General features: G+C 60.9%; 19 protein-coding genes and 1 pseudogene. 16 read left to right on the top strand and 4 right to left on the bottom strand.

The features are described from left to right. The coding region (locus N826_RS30625) for an IS256 family transposase (RefSeq protein ID WP_044435275.1) at window positions 1–499 on the top strand (499 nt) is incomplete at its 5' end. Window positions 500–843: 344 nt separating this feature from the next. Here the strand turns inward: N826_RS30625 and N826_RS46035 are convergent. Beyond that, entirely contained in the window at window positions 844–1,197 is a 354-nt protein-coding gene (locus N826_RS46035) for an IS1 family transposase (RefSeq protein ID WP_425600607.1), read from the bottom strand. Further along, window positions 1,197–1,538 (bottom strand): IS1/IS1595 family N-terminal zinc-binding domain-containing protein, encoded by a 342-nt coding sequence (locus tag N826_RS46030; protein ID WP_425600606.1) that lies wholly within the window; start codon window positions 1,536–1,538, stop codon window positions 1,197–1,199. Before N826_RS46030 ends, N826_RS46035 begins: the two co-directional genes overlap by 1 nt. Window positions 1,539–2,025: 487 nt before the next feature. Between N826_RS46030 and N826_RS30615 the strand changes: the two genes are divergently transcribed. Beyond that, complete coding sequence (locus N826_RS30615) at window positions 2,026–2,406, top strand: c-type cytochrome (RefSeq protein WP_044435238.1); 381 nt, start codon at window positions 2,026–2,028, stop codon at window positions 2,404–2,406. A 128-nt stretch (window positions 2,407–2,534) separates the two neighbouring features. On the opposite strand, the gene N826_RS40685 is transcribed toward N826_RS30615, so the two are convergent. After that, window positions 2,535–3,449 carry a ferritin family protein gene (locus tag N826_RS40685; RefSeq protein WP_052832313.1) on the bottom strand — a complete coding sequence of 305 codons (915 nt, stop codon included), beginning with the start codon at window positions 3,447–3,449 and terminating at the stop codon, window positions 2,535–2,537. 98 nt (window positions 3,450–3,547) lie between these two features. Between N826_RS40685 and N826_RS30605 the strand changes: the two genes are divergently transcribed. Genes N826_RS30605 through N826_RS30575 form a run of 7 tightly spaced genes read left to right on the top strand, consistent with a single transcriptional unit; the run spans window position 3,548 to window position 12,595 of the window. Beyond that, the gene (locus N826_RS30605) at window positions 3,548–5,863 is read left to right on the top strand and encodes a NosR/NirI family protein (protein WP_084721306.1); all 2,316 of its coding nucleotides are present in this window, start codon (window positions 3,548–3,550) and stop codon (window positions 5,861–5,863) included. A gap of 4 nt (window positions 5,864–5,867) precedes the next feature. After that, window positions 5,868–7,820, top strand: a complete 1,953-nt coding sequence (gene nosZ, locus N826_RS30600; RefSeq protein ID WP_044435236.1) for a TAT-dependent nitrous-oxide reductase — start codon at window positions 5,868–5,870, stop codon at window positions 7,818–7,820. Further along, entirely contained in the window at window positions 7,817–9,259 is a 1,443-nt protein-coding gene (locus N826_RS30595; RefSeq protein ID WP_044435235.1) for a nitrous oxide reductase family maturation protein NosD, read from the top strand. The genes nosZ and N826_RS30595 overlap by 4 nt, the downstream gene beginning before the upstream one ends. After that, window positions 9,259–10,209, top strand: a complete 951-nt coding sequence (locus N826_RS30590) for an ABC transporter ATP-binding protein (RefSeq protein WP_044435234.1) — start codon at window positions 9,259–9,261, stop codon at window positions 10,207–10,209. Before N826_RS30595 ends, N826_RS30590 begins: the two co-directional genes overlap by 1 nt. Beyond that, window positions 10,206–11,036 carry an ABC transporter permease subunit gene (locus tag N826_RS30585; RefSeq protein ID WP_044435232.1) on the top strand — a complete coding sequence of 277 codons (831 nt, stop codon included), beginning with the start codon at window positions 10,206–10,208 and terminating at the stop codon, window positions 11,034–11,036. Before N826_RS30590 ends, N826_RS30585 begins: the two co-directional genes overlap by 4 nt. Next, window positions 11,033–11,569 carry a nitrous oxide reductase accessory protein NosL gene (locus tag N826_RS30580; RefSeq protein WP_211099426.1) on the top strand — a complete coding sequence of 179 codons (537 nt, stop codon included), beginning with the start codon at window positions 11,033–11,035 and terminating at the stop codon, window positions 11,567–11,569. Before N826_RS30585 ends, N826_RS30580 begins: the two co-directional genes overlap by 4 nt. 15 nt (window positions 11,570–11,584) lie before the next feature. Continuing rightward, window positions 11,585–12,595, top strand: a complete 1,011-nt coding sequence (locus tag N826_RS30575) for an FAD:protein FMN transferase (RefSeq protein ID WP_044435265.1) — start codon at window positions 11,585–11,587, stop codon at window positions 12,593–12,595. Window positions 12,596–12,729: 134 nt separating this feature from the next. Here N826_RS30575 and N826_RS30570 read toward each other — a convergent pair whose 3' ends face one another. Continuing rightward, complete coding sequence (locus N826_RS30570; protein ID WP_044435230.1) at window positions 12,730–13,281, bottom strand: hemerythrin domain-containing protein; 552 nt, start codon at window positions 13,279–13,281, stop codon at window positions 12,730–12,732. A 326-nt stretch (window positions 13,282–13,607) separates the two neighbouring features. Here N826_RS30570 and parS point away from each other — a divergent pair, with 326 nt between their 5' ends. From parS to N826_RS30535, 7 genes and pseudogenes are all read left to right on the top strand, one after another. Next, window positions 13,608–14,081, top strand: coding sequence for a type II RES/Xre toxin-antitoxin system antitoxin (gene parS / locus N826_RS30565; protein WP_044435228.1), 474 nt, complete (start codon window positions 13,608–13,610; stop codon window positions 14,079–14,081). After that, complete coding sequence (locus N826_RS30560; protein ID WP_052832311.1) at window positions 14,078–14,383, top strand: RES family NAD+ phosphorylase; 306 nt, start codon at window positions 14,078–14,080, stop codon at window positions 14,381–14,383. Before parS ends, N826_RS30560 begins: the two co-directional genes overlap by 4 nt. Before the next feature lie 81 nt (window positions 14,384–14,464). Then, entirely contained in the window at window positions 14,465–14,734 is a 270-nt protein-coding gene (locus N826_RS30555) for a hypothetical protein (RefSeq protein ID WP_044435226.1), read from the top strand. 89 nt (window positions 14,735–14,823) lie between these two features. Continuing rightward, a complete protein-coding gene (locus N826_RS30550; RefSeq protein WP_052832309.1) occupies window positions 14,824–15,648 on the top strand; it encodes a universal stress protein in 825 nt (274 codons plus the stop codon). 92 nt (window positions 15,649–15,740) lie between these two features. Then, window positions 15,741–16,436, top strand: a complete 696-nt coding sequence (locus tag N826_RS30545; protein ID WP_044435224.1) for a CBS domain-containing protein — start codon at window positions 15,741–15,743, stop codon at window positions 16,434–16,436. Between the two features lie 111 nt (window positions 16,437–16,547). Next, complete coding sequence (locus tag N826_RS30540) at window positions 16,548–17,384, top strand: universal stress protein (RefSeq protein WP_044435222.1); 837 nt, start codon at window positions 16,548–16,550, stop codon at window positions 17,382–17,384. A 105-nt stretch (window positions 17,385–17,489) separates the two neighbouring features. Continuing rightward, a pseudogene (locus tag N826_RS30535) lies at window positions 17,490–17,746 on the top strand (IS256 family transposase); the annotation flags it as partial. Between the last annotated feature and the right edge of the window lie 24 nt (window positions 17,747–17,770).

Raw genomic sequence — 17,770 nt, 5'->3', positions numbered from 1 at the left:
TAAATCGAACGGTACCAATTGCGTTCGGATGGTGCACAAAACCGGCAACGTTATCAACAAGTTGGCGAAATCCATCCAGCCCGCGGTCAAGCAGGACCTGCGGGAGATCTGGATGGCGCCCGACCTCAAGGCGGCGGAGCACGCCATCGACGTTTTCGAGAAGAAGTACGGCGCCAAGTACTCTGGGGCCGTCGAGTGCCTGACCAAGGACCGCGATGCCTTGCTGGCCTTCTACAGCTTCCCGGCCGAGCATTGGGATCACGTGCGGACCACGAACCCCATAGAAAGTGTCTTTGCCACGGTTCGGCACCGGACGGTCCGCACCAAGGGCGCGCTTTCCCAGGACACCGCCAAGCTCATGGTCTTCAAGCTGATCTCGGCTGCATCCAGAACCTGGCGACGGCTCCAGGGCGAAAACCAGTTGCCCAAAGTCATACAGGGCGTCAAATTCCGCGACGGCATCGAGGTCAGAGTGCCCGCATCACACAGCGCCGCCTGAACACCTCGTCACCCAAATTCCGCCATAGCTCGGCCCTGCTCGCCAGCGGCCAGATCACGCTACGCCGCGTTGACGGCTGGGACACCCTGCACGTCGCTCCCAATGACGAGCCCCTTGACCTCGCCGCCTGATCCGACGACCGTAATGCTCAGGAGAATGCGCCGTCAGCAATTCCTACCAACCTTCGGACACGACCGACCCGACCACCATGCGGGACACGTCTCGCAGCGATGTCGGAATGGGCGTGAAACAGGGGTGCGTATCCTGCATGGGATGTAGAGTGGTCCGGCGCTTGGAAAATACAAGGCGCGCGCGGAAAGGCTTTCACGACGTAATGATGGCTTTTAAGCAATCTTGATCCTCTTTTTCTGAGCGATGGGTAGACGCTGCATCTCAGGCTTTGCGCCGCGATTGACGTGCAAGTGGGCGAACAAGGCCATACCCCGATCGATCATCGCGCTGGGTCGGGAGACCACGATGGAGCGGCGGCGGCAGGATGCTACCCAATGCCGCTGATGACCGTTGTTGCGTTCCAACCGGACGCTTTCATCCTTGCCAACGTAATGGCGCCCAATCGGCAAGACAGTGTCGTAGACGGTATAGTCGTCCGTGCAGTAGAGCCGAGGCCGCCATAGTTCCAGACGCATAAACAGGCGCCGGCACGTGGCTTCGTCACATTTGCCGCATTCCCAATCGATCAGCCGGTCCTTCGCCCGGTCATAGGTTTTTCAGATCCAGACCCGGTTCGTCTTGCGCTGCAGATAGTGCCACATCTCGTCAATCTCGATGATCGGCACCGGCTCGACCTCCGGCTTCGGGAGTTCCGGTCACCGTAGGCGCAAACCCACCGCATGACCGACTGGGCACCACTCCTGAGCAGGCGACCGACGGCATTGAGCGACAAACCGAACCCGTACAACGTGACCGCCGCCTGCTTCACCTCATCGGGTGCGCTATAGCCGTCAGGGCGCGTGAACTCGTATCGGCAGCGCCGACACAGCCACCGTTGCTTGCCCCGCGCATGTCCGGACTTTAACACCCGAACGCTGCCGCAGCGCGGGCAAAAAGAACGATCTTCCACTCCACCTTACCACGACTTCCGATCTGCTCAGCCAATATGTAAAATCTATCGTTACGTCGTGAAACCCACCATGAAACACGCTGTCTCGCATGTATTTTCCCGGAAAGTTTGCTCTGGAGCAACGACAGCTACTCAGATGTCTCCTATCATAGGACCTGTAGGTATTCGTTGTTACTGCTGCAGAAAGGAGAGAATGACAAGATCCTTTGGGCTAAAAAAGATTTTTATACTCAACGATTTTATAATGATAATCAATAATTACATATAAATAAATGTCTATTATGTAATCATAAAACAAAGATTGCCTACTGAATTTACTGAAAGCATGTTTTATAAAATTATGTCATTGTGGTGGATATTCTTGAGATAAGCTTCTTTATGCTGCGGTACGCGCCTATTGCGGATAATCGCGCAACATACAACAACTGCAAGGGGGAATGACAAAATGACGATTCGGAAGGCCATCTTATTCGCTGCCGTGCTATTCGCAGCAACTCCCGTTTCCATCGCGCTAGCTGAAGGCGACGCGGCAGCCGGAGAAAAGGCTTTCAACAAGTGCAAGGCCTGCCACACAGCCGAGCAGGGGGGAGCGAACCGGGTAGGTCCCAACCTTCACGGCGTCGTCGGCCGCAAAGCCGGGACAGTGGACGGCTACTCATACTCCAAGCCCGTCAAGGAGGGTGATGTAACGTGGACCGAAGACAATCTCGACAAATACCTCACCGACCCGAAGGGCTTCATTCCCGGTAACAAGATGGCATTCCCAGGCATCAAGAGCGAGGATGAGCGGGAGAACATCATTGCCTACCTGAAACAGAATTCCTGAGCTTCGTTAGTCGCGGCGCGCCCTTTCGGTGAGAAGTCAGTCGGCTTCTCGCCGCAAGGGCGTGTGTCACATAAGCGCAGACAATCCCACTGGGATTGGACGAGTAAAGAATGACCGACTTTGGGGCTTCAAGCAGTCGCTTCAAGATATGCCCGCAACTCTGCCAACCAGGTGATTACCAGACCGCTCAGCCGCTGTGCCTCGCGCACAACCCCTTCGTCCTTGCTGCGCTCGGCAACAGCCAGGAGAATATCAACCATATCCTCGACCGGTCGCATGGCGTCGGAGTACGGGGCAGCCGATCCTGTCGTGCCGTCCTTTCCGGCAGTCTGGGCTTCAGACCCGGAGTAGCGGATGCCGAGCCGCCGGACTTCGGCCAGTTCATCGGCGGCAAGGCGGGACATCATACCCGCTCTCCTCTGATCTCCGATAGCCACCAGCTCTCGAGCAAGACCTTCATGGGTCTCAAGCACGCGGGACAGCAGCTTTCCGGCAACTTTCCGCAGGTCGGCGGTGGAGCGTATGGCGGCCTCGATGTCCCTCTCATGATCACGCGCATCGTGACGCTCAACATGGAATGCCCTGCGTCGCTGGGCGCGCAGCAGCGCCACATGCTGGAGTTCTTCGAGAGCCAGCGCCTCGGCCCGGGCGCGTATCTCGGATGTTCCCGCATGTGCCGCGACATAGGTCAGCAGGCTGAAGGCCCGCTCCTCGTTCCGGACCGCGATCGCCAGTGCCCGGTAGGGGGTCAGCGACGCGGGAACCTCGTCGCTGTCAATAGCCGTTCCTTCTCCCATCCCGTCGGGGATTTTCCCTTGCGGAGCCGCGGAACCACCCCAGCCGGCCAAGGCCTCGACGTGCTCCCGCTCCATGGCTGCCAATCGTCGGAACAGCGCTGCCGTCTCCCGGCTGCCAAAGCGGTCCATGAGTGCGGCAAGTTGATCGTAGCGCATCGCAGCCCGCCGCTCCTGCGCTTCAGCCAGCGCCATGAGTTCCTCCACCGAGGAAACATGCCAGGAAGTCGGGCTGAAGGACGATGCCATCACACGGTCTCCGAAAACAGTTTCCTGATACTGAGCAACAGGCAGATACTTCGCAAGAGTCCAGTTTCCGCGGGATCATCCCAGTTGGAGGTGGCTACATGACTGGTAAAGTCCGGCTCTTACTGCTGACCTTCATGGTGATCGCCATGACCTGCATGCTGCCGGCTGTATCGTCGGCGCAGCAGACGGCCAATCTGGACAATTTCCTCGCGACAGTGGAGCCCGCCCAAGTCTTCCCGGAGGCTGACCGCTTCGGGCCGCTGCAGGGATCGCCGCCTGTGGTACCGGCCTACCGGGGCGACCGGTTGCTCGGCTACGCTTTTCTGAACTCCGACTTCGTCAACGCCGTTGGGTATTCCGGCAAGCCGATCCATATCGTAGTCGGCCTCGATCTGGATGGCACGATAGCGGGAGCCAGGCTGGTCGAGCACAAGGAACCGATTGTTCTGATCGGCATTCCCGAGCGTAAAATTACCGCGTTCATCGATGGCTTTATCGGCCGGAATGCGCTGCGGCCATCGTCCACCACCGACACCGGCACGTCGGTGGACATCGTAAGCGGCGCCACGGTCACCGTCCTGGTGATGGGCGACAGCATCATGCGGTCAGCCGGCCGTGTCGCCCAACTGCGCGGTCTGGGCGGTGCGCAGCCTGAAGTCACCGCCGCCATTCCGCGGCCGGCGCGAACCATTGACCTGACGACTGCGGAAATTCGTGACTGGGAAAGCCTGGTCGGAGACGGCTCGCTGCGCCGTCTTCACCTGACCGTCGGCGACATCAATGAGGCCTTCGTCCGGTCGGGCAATGAGGCTGCTGTCGCGCGGCCGGAGCCGGGGGAACCGGATGCCACCTTCATCGACCTCTACACCGCTCTGGTGAGTGCGCCGACGATCGGGCGCTCGCTCCTGGGCGAGACCGCTTACGACCGTCTCCGGAAGCGCCTCAAGCCAGGCCAGCAGGCAATTCTGGTTGCCGGCAACGGATCCTACAGCTTCAAGGGGTCCGGCTACGTCCGGGGCGGCATCTTCGATCGGATCGAGGTCATTCAGGACCAGGAGACCATCCGCTTCCGCGACCGCAATCACGAGCGGATCAACCAGATCGCAGCCGATGGGGCACCCCGTTTTCAGGAAATTTCCATTTTTGCCGTCCCGGAAGGGACCGAACTGAACCCGGTGGAACCGTGGCGCCTTCAGCTGCTCGTGCAGCGCTCCGTCGGCGCTCGCGACAAGGCCTTCCTGACCTTCGATGTCACCTATCAGGTTCCCGAGCGTTATGTCAGGACCGAACAGCGCGCCGTCGTGGCCGACACACCGGACATCCCTGCCGAGGATGCCACAAATCAGGCAGCTCCTGCCCAGGGGATCCCATCTCCAGCACAGATCACCGGTGCTCCTGACCAGCCCTTGTGGCAACGGATCTGGCGCAGCTCGACGGTCGATATCGCAATCCTTGGGACATCGCTCGGGGTCTTGACTGGCATCTTCTTCTTCCAGCACCAGCTGGTGAAGCGGCCCAGGCTGTACGACCGTGTCCGGCTGGCGTTCCTGACCTTCACGCTGTTCTGGCTCGGCTGGTGGGTGACGGCACAGCTCTCGGTGGTCAACGTTCTAACCTTCACGAACGCGCTGATCACCGGCTTCAGCTGGGACTATTTCCTGCTGTCTCCGCTGGTCTTCCTCCTGTGGTCAGCGGTTGCCGTGTCGATGCTGTTCTGGGCGCGGGGTGCCTTCTGCGGCTGGCTCTGCCCGTTCGGCGCTTTGCAGGAGCTGACCAACCGCATCGGGCGCACCTTTTTCAAGGTGCCGCAGATCCGGGTGCCGTGGGGCCTGCACGAACGCCTGTGGCCGATCAAGTACATCATTTTCCTGGGGCTGTTCGGCCTGTCGCTCTACTCTCTCACATTCGCCGAGCAGGTATCCGAGGTGGAGCCCTTCAAGACGGCGATCGTGCTGCGTTTCGTTCGCGAGTGGCCGTTCGTCACCTTCGCGGTCGGGCTGCTGGTTGCGAACCTGTTCATCGAGCGCTTCTTCTGCCGATATCTGTGCCCGCTCGGTGCCGCGCTGGCTATTCCCGCGCGCCTGCGCATGTTCGACTGGCTACGCCGCTACCGCGAATGCGGCAATCCGTGCCAGCGCTGCGCCAACGAATGCCCGGTCCAGTCCATCCATCCGGAAGGGCACATCAATGTCAATGAGTGCATCTCCTGCATGCACTGCCAGATGCTCTATCACCACGATCATAAATGCCCGGTGGTGATCCAGAAGCGCCTCAAGCGTGAGAAGCGTCAGGCAATGTCGTCTCCGACGGCGCAACCGGGCGGCCGAAAAGCGGAAATCAGCGGCCTTCCGGATGGAAGGCTGCAGGCGGTCCCCGCCAGGGGCGATGATCTTCTGCAATCAACGAAGGAATGAGAAAATGTCCGATGAAACGAAGAAAGCTGTCGAGAAGGCAATGTCGATCGATCGCCGCGAGCTGCTCGGCGGCACCGCGAAGCTGGCAACCCTGGCGGGTTTGACCGGCGTTGGAGGCGGTACGGCGGCAACCCTGATTGGCCAGTCCATCCTGGCGCCGATGCCCGCCGCCGCCGCGGAGCAGGGCGCCGCCACCTCGCACCTGGAACCCGGTCAGCTCGACGATTACTACGCGTTCTTCAGCGGCGGCCAAAGCGGCGAGATCCGGGTTTTCGGCCTGCCGTCCCTGCGCGAGATGACGCGCATCCCGGTGTTCAACCGGTGCAGCGCCACCGGGTGGGGACAGACCAATGAAAGCCGCAGGATCCTGACCGAAGGGCTTCGTCCGGAGTCCCGGGAGTTTCTTGCGGACAAGGGAGGCATTTACACGAACGGCGATACCCACCATCCGCACCTGTCGTTCACCGACGGCACCTATGACGGCCGGTACCTCTTCGTCAACGACAAAGCCAACACCCGCGTCGCCCGGATCCGTCTGGATGTCATGCGCTGTGACAAGATCATCGAGTTGCCCAATCAGAACACGGTTCATGGCATGCGGGTGCAGAAGTTTCCGCGCACCGGCTACATCTTCTGCAATGGCGAATACGAGGTGCCGCTCCCCAACGACGGCAAGATCCTGGACGAGCCGGACAAGTACTGGTCGATCTTCTCGGCGGTCGATGGTGATACCATGAAGGTCGCCTGGCAGGTGATGGTCGATGGCAACCTCGACAACACCGATGCGGATTATCAGGGCAAGTACGCCTTCTCAACCTGCTACAACTCTGAAAAGGGCATGACGCTCGCCGACATGATGGCGAAAGAGCAGGACTGGACGGTGGTCTTCAACCTGGCCCGGATCGAGGAGGCCGTCCGCAACAAGGATTTCCAGGAAATCAACGGCGTGCCGGTGATTGATGGTCGGCACGGATCGCGCTACACCCGATACATCCCGATCTCGAACAGCCCGCATGGCATCAACACGGCGCCAGACGGCATTCACGTTGTGGTCAATGGGAAGCTGGCCCCGACCGCAACGGTGTTGGACGTCCGCCAGTTCGATGCTCTGTTCGAGGACAAAATCGATCCGCGCGCCTGCGTCGTCGCCGAGCCGGAACTGGGTCTCGGGCCTCTGCACACCGCCTATGACGGCAAGGGCAACGCCTTCACGACTCTGTTCATCGACAGCCAGGTGGTGAAATGGAACATCGATAAGGCAATCCGCGCCTACAAGGGCGAGAAGGTCGATCCGATCGTCCAGAAGATCGACGTCCACTACCAGCCCGGCCACAACCACACCTCGATGGGCCAGACCAAGGAAGCCGATGGCAAGTGGCTGCTGTCCCTGAACAAGTTCTCCAAAGACCGCTTCATCAATGTCGGCCCCCTGAAGCCGGAATGCGATCAGCTGATCGACATCTCCGGCGAGCAGATGCGCCTCGTTCACGACAGCCCCAGCTTTGCCGAACCCCACGACGCCACGATCGTGCACGCATCCAAGATCAACCCGATCCACATCTGGGATCGCAACGACGCGTTCTGGGAGGATGCCCGGAGCCAGGCCAAGAAGGATGGCATTGAGCTGGAATACGCCAATGAGATCGTGCGCGACGGCAACAAGGTGCGGGTCTACATGCACTCGGTGGCGCCCGCGTTCAGCATGGAGAAGATCGAGGTCAAGCAGGGCGACGAGGTGACGATCTTTATCACCAACATGGATGAGGTGGAGGATCTCACCCACGGGTTCTGCCTGATCAACTACGGCATCAACATGGAGATAGCACCCCAGGCGACGGCGTCGGTCACCTTTGTCGCCCAGCGCCCGGGGGTCCACTGGTATTTCTGCACCTGGTTCTGCCACGCCATGCACATGGAAATGCGCGGCCGCCTGCTTGTCGAACCGCGGTCAACATGATCGTTAAGATCGTCAGATGGGCCTGGGTCGGTTTCGCCGTTGCTCTTGCCGCGGCCGGGCCTGCCCAGGCGGCTGAGCGGACAGTGCGGCCCGATGTCAATCTTCAGGACGCGGTCGCGGCGGCGGCCGAGGGCGATGTCCTGATCCTGCAACCCGGCATTCATGCCGGGCCGGTCAGGCTTGACAAGCGCATCACCCTGCAGGGCATGCCGGGCGCGGTGATCCAGGGAAATGGTACCGGCAGCGTGGTCACGATCCTGGCAGCCAAGGCTGCCGTCCATGGCCTCGAGGTCCGTGGCTCCGGGCGCGACCTCGAGGCCATGGACGCCGGCATTTTCGTCGAGCGGACGGCTGCGCGGGCGGTGGTCGCGGCAAACCGCATTGAGAACAATCTTTATGGCGTCTACCTGCACGGAGCGCCGGACTCTGTGGTTGAGCGCAACCTGATCATCGGCTTGCGCGATGTTCGAACCGCAGAGGCCGGCAATGGCGTTTCGGTCTGGAACGCGCCCGGTGCGAAGGTTCTGGGCAACCGCATTCTCTATGGGCGTGACGGCATCTTTGTCATCACCAGCCGGCGCAACCTGTTCCAGGGGAATTGGTTCGAAGGCGTTCGTTTTGCTGTCCACTACATGTACACAAACGACAGCGAGGTGTCCGGTAACGTGTCGATCGGCAGTCATGCCGCACTGGCCATCATGTTCTCGGACCGCCTCGTAATCCGCGGCAACTGGTCGGTTGGCAGCCGCGACCACGGCCTGCTGTTCAACTTCGCGAACAATGCGCGGATTGAGGACAATGTCGTCTTCGGCCGATTACCGGAAGCCTCTCTGCAGGTTCCGCCGGAAGCATCGCCGGCAGAATTGAGTGCGGCAGCGGGCGGTGGCGCCGATGCGGAGGATCATGTTCCGCGCGACGAATCAGAAGCGGGCGATGCGGAAGCGGGGACGGGGAAATGCGTCTTTATCTACAACGCCAATCGAAACGTCTTTCGAGGCAACTGGTTCGAGGACTGCGCGGTCGGCATCCATTTCACGGCGGGTTCGGAGCGTAACCAGCTTTCCGGCAATGCCTTTGTCAGTAGTCGCACCCAGGTCAAATACGTTGGAACGCGTTCTCTCGACTGGTCATCCGGCGGGCGGGGAAATTACTGGAGCGACAACGCCTCGTTCGACCTGAGCGGTGACGGCATCGCGGATGAGGCTTACCGACCCAACGACATCATCGACCGGATTGTGTGGACGTATCCGGCGGCCAAGCTGCTGCTCAACAGCCCCGGCATCCAGGTCATTCGCTGGGCTCAGAAGCAGTTTCCGGCCCTCACTCCCGGGGGTGTCGTCGATACCCGCCCCCTGATCAGGCCTCCGACACCGCGCCCTGTTCTGCCGGAACTTCCAGCCTGGCTGAGCCTGTCGTTCCACAGCGCGGAGGCAGACTGATGACTGACCCGTCGATCGATTTGATCAACATCGAGAAGCGCTATGGCTCGCAGGTGGCGGTGCGCGGTGTCGATCTTCAACTGAATGCGAGTGAAAGCGTGGCTCTGGTCGGCCACAACGGTGCCGGAAAGACCACATTAATGAAGCTGATGCTCGGTCTGATCCGTCCCTCGGCCGGAACCGTGCGCGTGCTGGGCGAGGATCCCGTGGCGTCGGCCGCGGTGCGCTCCCGCAACGGCGTCGGCTTCCTGCCCGAAACCATCGCCTTCAACGCGTCGATGACTGGGGCCGAAGTGATCACCTTCTTTGCCAGGCTGAAGGGGGTTCCGAAAGCCGAAGGGCGTGATCTGCTCGCGCGTGTCGGCCTCTCGGACGCGGCGGGGCAGCGCGTCGGGACCTATTCCAAGGGTATGCGTCAGCGTCTCGGCTTGGCCCAGGCACTGCTCGGCTCACCCCGCGTGCTGCTGCTTGACGAGCCGACGACCGGGCTCGATCCGCAGCTGCGGCAAAGCTTCTACGCCATCATATCGGAACTACGCGATGCCGGGGCCACCGTGCTGCTGTCCTCCCATGCCCTGACCGAGATCGAAGGACAGACCGATCGGGTGGCGATCATGGACCGGGGACGCCTGATAGCGCTCGGTACAATCGAGAAGCTCCGCTCCATCGCACGCTTGCCGGTGCGCATGCGAATCTCGGTTGAGAGTCGCGCCGAAAACCTGGTCCAGCACCTTGATGGCACTGTCCTTAACGTCTCAATTATAAACGGCGCGATCACTGGTGCAGAAATGAATGGATTCACCGTGGATCTCACCTGCGGCGACGACAGCAAGATGGAGGTCGTTCGGCGGGCCGCGGCCTTCGGGCCAACTGTGCGCGACATCGAAATTTTTCCACCGACACTCGATGAATTGTATGCGCGGTTCCTTGATGGAGAGCGCGCGGGATGAGGCACATCCTTACCCTTGCCGGGCGGGAGATCCGTGACGGCCTGCGCAATCGCTGGGTCCTGGCGATCACGGTGCTGATGGCGGCTCTGGCACTGACCCTGTCCTTCCTCGGCAGCGCGCCAACAGGCAATGTGGGCGTCGGGCCGGTCGAGGTGACCATCGTCAGCCTGTCCAGTCTGACAATCTTCCTGCTACCGCTGATAGCCCTGCTGCTGTCCTTCGATGCGCTTGTCGGCGAATTCGAACGCGGCACCATGATGCTGCTGCTGACATATCCGGTTTCCCGCCTGCAGATCATCATTGGCAAGTTCCTGGGGCACGTGTCGATTCTCGCCTTCGCTACTGTGCTCGGCTACGGGGCCGCCGGCATCGCCTTGGCGGCGGCGGGGAACGGCAACGGGTTCGCCGTCTGGCGGCCGTTCGTTGCCATGATCGGATCCTCCGTCCTGCTCGGCGCCGCGTTCGTAGCACTCGGATACCTGATCAGCGCCGCGGTCGGCAACCGCGGCACGGCGGCGGGGCTCGCCGTTGGCGTCTGGCTGGCTTTCGTCCTGCTCTACGACATGGCTCTTCTGGGTGCTCTGGTTGCCGATCAGGGAAGGACACTGACTCCGGAAGTCGTCAACTTGCTGCTGCTGCTGAACCCGGCGGATGCCTACCGCCTGTTCAATCTGACTGGTTTCGCCAATGTCAGCGTCTTCGCGGGCATGGCCGGTCTGGCCGAGACCCTGCGCCTGCCGCCGGCACTCCTGCTGACTGCGCTGGCCGCCTGGATCGCCGTGCCGCTGACCCTGGCGGCAATGATATTTCAAAGGAGGCAGGTATGATGGGTCGTCCTGGACCAACCATCCTGGTATCGGCCATCCTGGGAGCGGTGCTCCTGTTGCTCGCCGCCTGCGGGGAGGAACAGCAGGCGTCGGCTCCCCCGGCTCCGCACGAGGTGACGGATGAGGCGATAGGACACTACTGCGGGATGGCGCTCGTCGAGCACCCTGGCCCCAAGGGGCAGGTAATCCTGCAAAGCCGGGACGAGGCGGTCTGGTTTTCTTCCGCCCGTGATGCCATCGCCTTCACCAGGCTGCCTGAGGAACCAAAGGACATCGCCGCAATCTACGTGACGGATATGGCAAAGGTGAAGAACTGGGACCATCCCGAACGTGGAGCCTGGGTCGATGCGCGCCGCGCCTGGTACGTGATCGGCAGCACCAGGAAGGGCGGCATGGGCGGCGACGAGGCGGTTCCCTTCGGCGAGGAACAGGCCGCCCGGCAGTTTGCCGAAGCTCATGGTGGCGAGGTCGTCGCCTTCGACGCGGTGCCCGAGAGCTATGTGCTGGGCGGCTCGGATCATTCGAGTCATTGAACGGAGATGCTGCTGATGGGACAGAACCTCTCGCGCCGCCGGTTTCTCAGCCTGTCCGCAGGCGTCACCTCACTGGGCCTGATGCCTTTGCCGCTATCAGCAGCATCTCCTCTGCTGCGTCGCTGGAGCGGTGCCGCACTCGGCGGGCCGGCGTCGATCGCGGTCCACCACCCGGACCCAGGCACTGCCGACCAGCTGATTGAGCGATGCGTCTCCGAGCTCGGCCGACTGGAAAACATCTTCAGTCTTTACCGTCCGGACTCGGCACTGTGCAGGCTGAACCGTGACGGATACCTGGACGGCCCACCGTCGGATCTGGTGGTGCTGCTGAGCGAATGCATCTGGTTCAGCCGGCTGACCGGTGGCGCCTTCGATGTCACGGTTCAGCCGCTGTGGCGGCTCTATGCCGACCATTTCTCCAGGACAGATTCACCTGCCGCAGGCCCTGACCGGGATGCTGTGGAGCGCGCCCTCGATCTGGTCGGATATGACGAATTACTGCTCGATGCGGACCACGTAACCTTCGCGAAAAAAGGCATGGCGGTCACGCTCAATGGCATCGCCCAGGGTTTCATTACCGATCGCATTGCTGAAATCCTGCGGTCGGGCGGATGCGACAGCGTGCTGGCCGACCTCGGCGAGATCCGGGCGCTTGGCACTCACCCCAGTGGACAGGCATGGAGGGTCGGCCTGGCAGATCCCTGGGTGCCTGACCGGATTGCACGCACGCTTGAGGTGGCAGACCGGGCGGTTGCCACCTCGGCGGCTTCCGGCTTCCAGTTTGATGCCTCCGGCCGATTTCATCATCTTCTTGACCCCGCTACCGGGATCAGTGCTGCGCGGTATGCCAGCGTTTCCGTCGTCGCGCGCGATGCCACCACGGCCGATGCATTATCGACCGCACTGACCCTGATGCCCATAGCGGGGGCTGACAGAGTTCTCCGTGACACGGCGGGATCGGTTGCACTGCTCACCTACCCTGACGGTAAAACGCAGACCCACAAAGGAGATCGCAGTGCCTCCTGATCATTGCCGACCTTCTGTCTACCGGCGGCTACAGTGAAATGCGTAAAATCTGGATTGTTCTGGAGCGTGATGCCGCCTTAGAATGCGTGGGCAGGGGTATGGGCGCCTCAGATCCATCGCATGGCGCTGTGGGATCAAACGGCTTCCGATATCATGATATCCTGGTGGAGACACCGGAAGAACTCCCGGGTCCGCGGGCCGAACAGCGGATCGTCAGGGGCGCCTAACACCAGGGCAATATTGGCCCAGTCGGTGGGTGTGAGGCTGCTCCGGGCTGCCGGGAAAAGAGTCGTTTCCTCAGCAGCCATATGGCATCGCTGCCGGTCGATCATATTCTGTCCCATATGTACAAGCCACTGAAGCGGCAACTCCTCGCCCTGAAGCGCGCGGTCAATTGCCTGGGCAAACTGCCGTGTCTGCTTCTCAAGTTCCGCATGATCCTGTTCAATGCCATCGAGATTTCGGGCGATGGCAGGATCACGGATCTTCAGTTCACCATATACAAGATCCTCTACAGGATGATGTACCTGAGTCGGATAATCGAGGATGTATACCAGGATGCTCCGGATGTGGTGGTGGTTCGGCGATCCCTCGTGATCCATCAAGCTGATCTGTCTCCGCAAAGCGTCGAGAATTTTCGTCATGTTGCGATGATCATTGGCGAGCATGAACATGATGTCTGTCATGGCCTCTTCTCCGTTCTCACCCTTGGGTTTTCTGCATTTTTTGGAGGACGAGAATAGCTCTTTATTCGGTAAGAGGCTTGATCGAGGTCAAATCAGCCGGTTCATGGGGCACAAAATGCATCATGAAGAAGTTGACGCACCGCTGCCTTGCCTGCTGCTAAGTCTCAAGAGACCTTTACGACGCCACCAAAAAATATCCCACTTGTCTCTGACGAGGGTCTCTAAAGACATGGGGAACGCGGAGGTTTGCATCCCGTGCGGTTGCCCTTGGATCCCCTGCGACATGGGTCAGTTTGACTGCGATACTTGACAACAAGGAGTCGGAGATGGCCAGGAATGAAAGCGTGGACGAGCCGGGCGGACAGTACAAACGGGTCGTCGATCTTCTCGGCGGATCGAAAGTGTTCAGCCAGCGCATCCTGACGCCGCTCGATGCCCACAACGCGATCAGGAAGGGCCTGCCCGGTCGCGCGCTGCAGAGCTTTGTCACGAATCTTCGCGTTCTCAAGCCAATCGACATCGAGAAGGCGGTCGGCATGAGTGTCCGCACCTGCCAGCGGCGCTCGGCGGCGCCGGAAAAACCGCTCAGCGCGGAGCAGGGCGGCCGGACCTGGAAGCTGGCGGAGATACTGACCCAGGCCATGGAAGTCTTTGGATCGCAGGACGAAGCCGAAAGGTGGCTCGAGCGGCCGGCCATGGGACTTGACAACCAGGTTCCGATCGAACTCCTGGATACGCCGCCGGGGATCGAGATGGTCGAGACCTTCCTGGGACGCCTTGCCTACGATGTCTATACGTGACGCCACTGGAAAATACCCTGGTTTCCGGAGAGCTGGTCGCCTGGCGGCTCGATCAGAACGAATATCGCGAGACATGGGACAGCGGTGAAGGATCGTACAAGTTCGGCGGCGGCCGGTGGAGGGTCAGCGTCGTCCGAGCAGTCTACTACTCGATCGATCCAGCAACGGCGATCCTGGAAGTGGCGGTCCACAAGGGGTTTGGGGTGCTGGATATCGAGCCGTTCGTCCTGACGGCCATCACCATCGACAAGCCGGGCGACGTGTTCATTGTCAATCCCAAAGACGTTCCGAAACGCTGCTGACCCTGATATTCGTCGGTTCCGTCGCATCTGGAGCTTACAGGGTTCGCGCTCGATCCTCGGCTGCACCCGCCGCTCTGAAGAATGAAAACCAACTACAGGGATCCGATTCAGACAAAGCACCAGGAATCGTGCTGCATTGAAGAATTCAGGCCGCCCGGTTCTGCCGATCCGCATATCCGGCCGATTCTTCGACGCCGGCGGCGAGCGCTGGCGCTTGATCGAAGGCGGCGGATCCCGGCGGATCATGCCGATAACCGGCAGCGGGCGCTGGCCGGACTGCCCGATGGCGAGATGGGCCGGATAGGCCGCATGCTCGACCGGACGTTTTCCTTTTGCCTGATCGGCTTCTGAGCTCGCCTGGCTGAGATAAGGTTGATTTATGTCATGCCGGAGGCATCTAGGGAGAGTACCCTAAACCCAATGAGGGGAGGGAAAACAGTATGTTCCGCAACATCCTCGTCCATGTGAAGCCGTGCGAGTCGTCATCTCCGCACGAGTCGGCTGCCGTGGCAGTCGCCAAGGTGCATGATGCCCGCCTCACTGCCCTCGCGACATTGCGGGACGTGTCGATGCTGAGGCTCCTGTTCCGCAGCGGGAGTGCTACCTCCACCGCGCGAATCGAACAATCCTATGATCTCGCCGCTGCGGCCGAGCGCCGGTTCCGCGCGCTGGCGGAGGCTGCGGCTGTGTCCTATGACTGGCAGGTTGCGGAAGGCGACGCGGCCGAGGTGCTGGGCCTGGTTGCCCGGTATCACGACCTGACCATCGTTGAACAGACTGATCTTGTTGCCGATGAGATCGGTTTCGACGTGCCCGAGACTTGTGTCCTGTCGAGCGGCCGCCCGGTCCTGATCGTGCCTTATGCCGGCCATTTCGACCACATCGGCCGGTCGATCGTCGTTGCCTGGAACGGAAGCCGGCAGGCCGCTGCGGCGCTGCACGGAGCCCTGCCTTTTATCGACCGCGCGGAAAAGGTGCTGGTCCTGCAGGGCAGGGAGCGTGTTTCCTACCCTTCGATCACGCGCTGGCCGCGGCTCGACATGGGTGCCGCGATTGCCGCTCGAGGTGTGTCGGTAGCCGTTGAGCCGATCGGGACCGACGATGCGGATGCGGGCCCCGCCATTCTGGCTGCGGCCGCACGGCATTCAGCCGATTTGGTGGTGATGGGTGCGTATGGGCACTCCAGGCTGAAGGAGTGGGTGCTGGGCGGCTCCACACGGCACGTTCTGCTCCACATGGCGGTCCCCGTCCTGATGGGTCACTGACCGGTCCGTTTGCCCGGCCGCAGTCGCGGCTTCAGAGCCCGGTCACCGTCATGCCGTGGCCATTATGCCGTGTTTGAAAGAAAGGAAATCTCATGCGCGCTGCAGATATCATGACCGAGCGGGTGCTGCGGGTCAGGCCCGAGACATCGGTGTTGGACATCGCAACCACCCTCTCCGAGCGCGGGATCAGCGCCCTGCCGGTAGTCGATGCCGACGACAGGCTGGTCGGGATCGTCACGGAAGGCGATCTGATGCGCCGACCGGAGATTGGTACGGACGTTTCCCAGAGAGCTGGCGAACCCGACTCCCTTCTGGAACGACTGAGCAGAGCTGTGGCCTATGTCAAAGCGCACGGCACAACGGCGGCGGATGTTATGACCCGGAACGTCGTTGCCGTGACATCGGACACGCCTCTGTCGAAAATTGCTGAAATTATGGCGAGCCGCAACATCAAGCGCGTGCCGGTGGTCGATGAAGGGAATCTGGTTGGTATTGTCAGCCGCCTCGATCTCGTTCGCGCTTTGCTGGTCCAGGATTTGACGGCGCCCAAGGAGGAGCTTGATGATAAAGCTATCGAAGCCAGGCTGACTGCCGAAATCGCCAACCATGGATGGCGCCTCGATCCCTCATCGAAAATCGTGGTGTTCGAGAACGTCGTGCACCTGTTCGGGAAAATTGCCTCCAGGGAAGAGCGGCGGGCACTGGCGACGGCAGCGATGATCATTCCCGGGGTCCGCTCAGTGCAGGATCATCTCGAGATCGACGAACCGCGCATGGAGTATCCCTGACGGCGCCCTTCCGGGCACGCTCTGGCGACAAGTCAAAGTCTTGAAGCAGGTGATGCCTTTACTTCCGAGGCCTCACGACGGTGTCTCTAACCCTCTACGGGAGAATTCACTATGAAGACACAGATGCTTGTGCCGCTGCACACATATCCGATGCCAGATGAGAACGGAATAGCGCTTCACGCTGCTGCTGTCGCGCGCCATTTGGACGCCGATGTTCATGCGCTCGTCCTCAAGGTGAGTATCCCAAGGGTCTCCAGCGCACTTGGCAATATGCTGATCGACGTGCCTGCCATGATCGGAGACGCGAAGGAAAAATGCCGGCTCCGCGGAGAAGAACTGGTACAGGCAATGAGAGACGAGACGGGGCCAGCGGGCATTTCACTCCGAACGACTGAAATCGAGTGTCTCCCTGCGGCGTTTGGAGATGCCGTCGCTGTTCATGGTCGCTACCATGATCTTGTTATGGTGGGCCTTGAGTCTAAGAACGACGCACTCCAGGCCACCGCCGAAGCTGCTATCTTCGGCTCCGGCAGGCCAACACTGCTGGTTCCGGAAGAGATGCCGGTTGCGACATTCGGTCATGTGATGATTGGATGGGATGGAAGCAGCGTGGCGGCACGTGCGGTAGCTGATGCCCGTGATTTTCTGCGCCGAGCCCAGATCATCACAATTGCCTCGGTCACCGACGAGAAGTCCTTGCCAGAAGAAGATCCTGGCAGCCGGTTAGCGGAATATCTGACGCGACACGAGATCCAAACGATGGTTGCAAGGGTACAGAGCCAGGGTCGCCCCATCGCGCAAGCTCTACAGGAGCATGCCCGAGAAGTTGGAGCGGATATGCTCGTGATGGGTGCCTTCGGGCATTCCCGCATGAGGGATTTCGTGCTGGGCGGCGCCACGAGCGGAATCCTGAGGCAGCTGCAACTTCCAGTGCTGCTGTCTCGCTGAACACAGGGTCGTGTCGCTGTTGGTGGGAAGCCGACGGGCGGCGTAATCTCCTGAAGGCGAGGAACCCATACCGGCGGTCTGACAATCGCCGCAGGGAATCACGCCATGGAGAAGATTACAGCCAACGAGTCTCCGGTTCCAGTGCTCGGGGAGGATTGGTTCGATCCGCTCGAAGCCGGGTGCGCCAGCACATCCGCTCGTCCATCGAGGCGATGCTGGAGAGTGGGCTGGAGGCGGTCCTGAACCTCGACGCTATGACGGGGCATCGGCATGGTCATCACGACCGCCACTTCATCGGCACCTTCAGCCCGAGCACTGTTTCGGTGCCGCGCGCCCGGCCGGCCGGGGCCGACGGCACGACGCTGTAGGGGGATGTCCCGGCCTAC

This window comes from Skermanella aerolata KACC 11604 (assembly GCF_000936425.1).
GTDB lineage: Bacteria > Pseudomonadota > Alphaproteobacteria > Azospirillales > Azospirillaceae > Skermanella > Skermanella aerolata.
The sequence above is the reverse complement of the archived record's forward strand: the minus strand, read 5'-3'. Positions and strand labels throughout refer to the sequence as shown.

Bases quoted from the DNA above. Each gene is read 5' to 3' on its own strand.
- N826_RS30615 (WP_044435238.1), top strand. From the start codon at position 2,026: ATGACGATTCGGAAGGCCATCTTATTCGCTGCCGTGCTATTCGCAGCA.
- N826_RS40685 (WP_052832313.1), bottom strand. From the start codon at position 3,449: ATGGCATCGTCCTTCAGCCCGACTTCCTGGCATGTTTCCTCGGTGGAG.
- N826_RS30605 (WP_084721306.1), top strand. From the start codon at position 3,548: ATGACTGGTAAAGTCCGGCTCTTACTGCTGACCTTCATGGTGATCGCC.
- nosZ (WP_044435236.1), top strand. From the start codon at position 5,868: ATGTCCGATGAAACGAAGAAAGCTGTCGAGAAGGCAATGTCGATCGAT.
- N826_RS30595 (WP_044435235.1), top strand. From the start codon at position 7,817: ATGATCGTTAAGATCGTCAGATGGGCCTGGGTCGGTTTCGCCGTTGCT.
- N826_RS30590 (WP_044435234.1), top strand. From the start codon at position 9,259: ATGACTGACCCGTCGATCGATTTGATCAACATCGAGAAGCGCTATGGC.
- N826_RS30585 (WP_044435232.1), top strand. From the start codon at position 10,206: ATGAGGCACATCCTTACCCTTGCCGGGCGGGAGATCCGTGACGGCCTG.
- N826_RS30580 (WP_211099426.1), top strand. From the start codon at position 11,033: ATGATGGGTCGTCCTGGACCAACCATCCTGGTATCGGCCATCCTGGGA.
- N826_RS30575 (WP_044435265.1), top strand. From the start codon at position 11,585: ATGGGACAGAACCTCTCGCGCCGCCGGTTTCTCAGCCTGTCCGCAGGC.
- N826_RS30570 (WP_044435230.1), bottom strand. From the start codon at position 13,281: ATGACAGACATCATGTTCATGCTCGCCAATGATCATCGCAACATGACG.
- parS (WP_044435228.1), top strand. From the start codon at position 13,608: ATGGCCAGGAATGAAAGCGTGGACGAGCCGGGCGGACAGTACAAACGG.
- N826_RS30555 (WP_044435226.1), top strand. From the start codon at position 14,465: ATGAAAACCAACTACAGGGATCCGATTCAGACAAAGCACCAGGAATCG.
- N826_RS30550 (WP_052832309.1), top strand. From the start codon at position 14,824: ATGTTCCGCAACATCCTCGTCCATGTGAAGCCGTGCGAGTCGTCATCT.
- N826_RS30545 (WP_044435224.1), top strand. From the start codon at position 15,741: ATGCGCGCTGCAGATATCATGACCGAGCGGGTGCTGCGGGTCAGGCCC.
- N826_RS30540 (WP_044435222.1), top strand. From the start codon at position 16,548: ATGAAGACACAGATGCTTGTGCCGCTGCACACATATCCGATGCCAGAT.